2 protein-coding genes are annotated in these 2261 nt (G+C 62.7%); both read right to left on the bottom strand.

Translation table 11 applies throughout. From position 1 onward, the window contains the following. A partial coding sequence (locus FVF58_RS50800; protein ID WP_149676958.1) for an ATP-binding protein occupies positions 1–606 on the bottom strand: 606 nt, incomplete at its 3' end. Continuing rightward, the gene (istA, locus tag FVF58_RS50805; RefSeq protein WP_149676959.1) at positions 603–2102 is read right to left on the bottom strand and encodes an IS21 family transposase; all 1500 of its coding nucleotides are present in this window, start codon (positions 2100–2102) and stop codon (positions 603–605) included. The genes FVF58_RS50800 and istA, both read right to left, overlap by 4 nt. Positions 2103–2261: the final 159 nt, after the last annotated feature.

The raw sequence follows: 2261 nt of genomic DNA on the forward strand, positions 1-2261 counted from the left end.
TATCAGAAGACTTTTCCGCTCATACCTCTCGGCGATCAGCTCGAACAGCACGCTTGTTTCGGCCTGGTCTTTCCTCACATACGACAGATCATCGAGGATGATCAGGTCGAACCGGTCAAGCTTCGCGAGCGCCGAAGGCAGCTGCAGACTCTGGCGCGCGACCTGGAGCTTCTGCACGATTTCGCCGGTGCGCGTGAACAATACGCGATAGCCGGCGTCGATCAGGGCGTGTCCGATGGCAGACCCGAGATGACTTTTGCCGCCTCCAGGTGGACCGAACAGGAGAATCGTGGCACCTTTCTCAAGCCACGAATCGCCGGTAGCCAGCGCCATCACATGCGCCTTTGAGACCATGGGCACAACGCCGAAGTCGAAGGTGGCGAGCGTCTTGGTCAGATCCAGATGTGACTCGGTACGATGACGCTCGATTCTTCGTTTGGCCCGCTCGGCGAGTTCATGTTCGAGCAATGCACCGAGTAACCGGGACGCCTGCCAGCTTTCCTTGTCCGAGCGTTCAGCGAAGTCCGTCCACAACCGGCCGATCGTTGGCAGGCGCAATTCGTTGAGCATCAGCGCGATACGGCCGGCATCGTAGGCGGCGTTCATGCGAGCACCTCCTCATCGAGCAACGTGTCATATAGCGCGGCGGACGGCATCTCGACGACAACCACCGGACACTCGGCCTGGCGCGGCGCGAACTCATCGAACAGAGCCTTCAGATCGGGCAGTTCACCGAGTTCGAGCAATGCGTCGAGCCTCTGCGCCAGTTGCGCCTCGACGCCGTGGTTGCCTGCCAGCTCAAGCAGGCCCACCATGGTCTTGCATGCGCTGCGCGGCGTCAGCGCCACCTCGAGCCGCTCCCAGGTCCGTCGGTAGGCTTCACGCGGAAACAGATCGTCACGGAACGCGAGGCCCCTGAAGGCCTGCGGCTTGCGTTTGAGCGATTCGATGAAGTGTCGGTAGTCGATGCCGCGACCGCGCCGTTTGCTCGTGTGCGTAGCTCTCGCTGTGCTGTGCACGAGCGCGCCAGACAGATAGCAATCGAGCCGGTCACTGTAGAGGCGTACCTTCAGGCGATGACCGATCAGCCGCGACGGCGCGCTGTACAGGACGCAACGCACGGTGAACGTGCCGCAGCGGGTCACGCGCGCCTCTTCCTCAACGAAGTCGGTGGTACGGTGCTCAGGCAGATCCAGCAGGTGTTCGCGCTCGATCTGGAACGCTGCAGCATTACGCCGGTTGCGGCGCATCACCACCCCGCGCACGAACTCGTCGTACGCGGCCCGGTCCGCGAAGTCCCGGTGACCTCGCAACTCCAGAGCCTGATCGACCTGATCCTTCAGATAGCGATGCGAGGATTCGACGCTGCCATTCTCATGACCCATGCCACGGTTGTTGCGTGTGCCTTCCATCCCGTAGTGCTCGAGTAGCGCCGCATAGCGAACCGTGAAGTCTTCCTCTTCCTGCAGGTTCCTGAAGGCCGCCGACAGGCTGTCGGAGCGGTGTTCGCGTGGGCAGCCGCCGGCCTGCCACAGCGCATTCTGCAATCCCGTCGCGAGCGCCTGGAAGCTCTCCCCGCCATCGACCACGCTGGCGTACTCCCAGCGCGAGAACGCCAGCACGAAGTGATACAGCAGGTGGTTGAACGGGATGCCGCCAATCGTTACGCACAGCTTGTCCATGTGCGTGAAGTCCGACAGGCCTCGCGCGCCAGGCTGATACGTTTGAGGGAAGAACACTTCCTGGTTCGGCCCTTCGAGCGCGCGCCACTGGCTGACATGCCGCTCAAACGTGCGCCGCATGCTGTCGGGAAAGGCATCAGGATAGTCCTCCTGCAATTTGCGCAGCAGGGTGATCGCCTTCAGCCTTGGCGCAGCGCGTAGCAACGGGACCACTTCGCTCTCCCAGACATCGGCGAACGGATCAGGGCGCGAGCGCCAGTAGCGCCGGGGCTGCTGTGACGGTAGCCCGGCTTCGTGTTCGACACGCCGCGCCGTGCGCTCGCTCATGCCTGACTTCGCCGCAGCGAGCTTCTGCGGATGGTGTTTGCGATGGTTCATGTAGAGGCGGACCTGCTGGTCGGTGATGCGGCTTCCAGACATGGGCTGACCGCCTCTTTTTAGGTTCAGTCAGCCATCCTAAGCCTCGCCGATCCGGCGCCGCCGGCAGTTCGTCGTCTCCGGCGGCTACGCCGCCTCCGACTCCTCACTACCGGCCAAGATGAATGTCGGTACACCGGACGAAATCATTGTCGCCCCCCA

Origin of the sequence: Paraburkholderia panacisoli (assembly GCF_008369935.1) — a bacterium.
GTDB lineage: Bacteria > Pseudomonadota > Gammaproteobacteria > Burkholderiales > Burkholderiaceae > Paraburkholderia > Paraburkholderia panacisoli.

Excerpts from the sequence above, each read along its gene's own strand:
- istA (WP_149676959.1), bottom strand. The coding sequence starts at position 2,102 with ATGTCTGGAAGCCGCATCACCGACCAGCAGGTCCGCCTCTACATGAAC.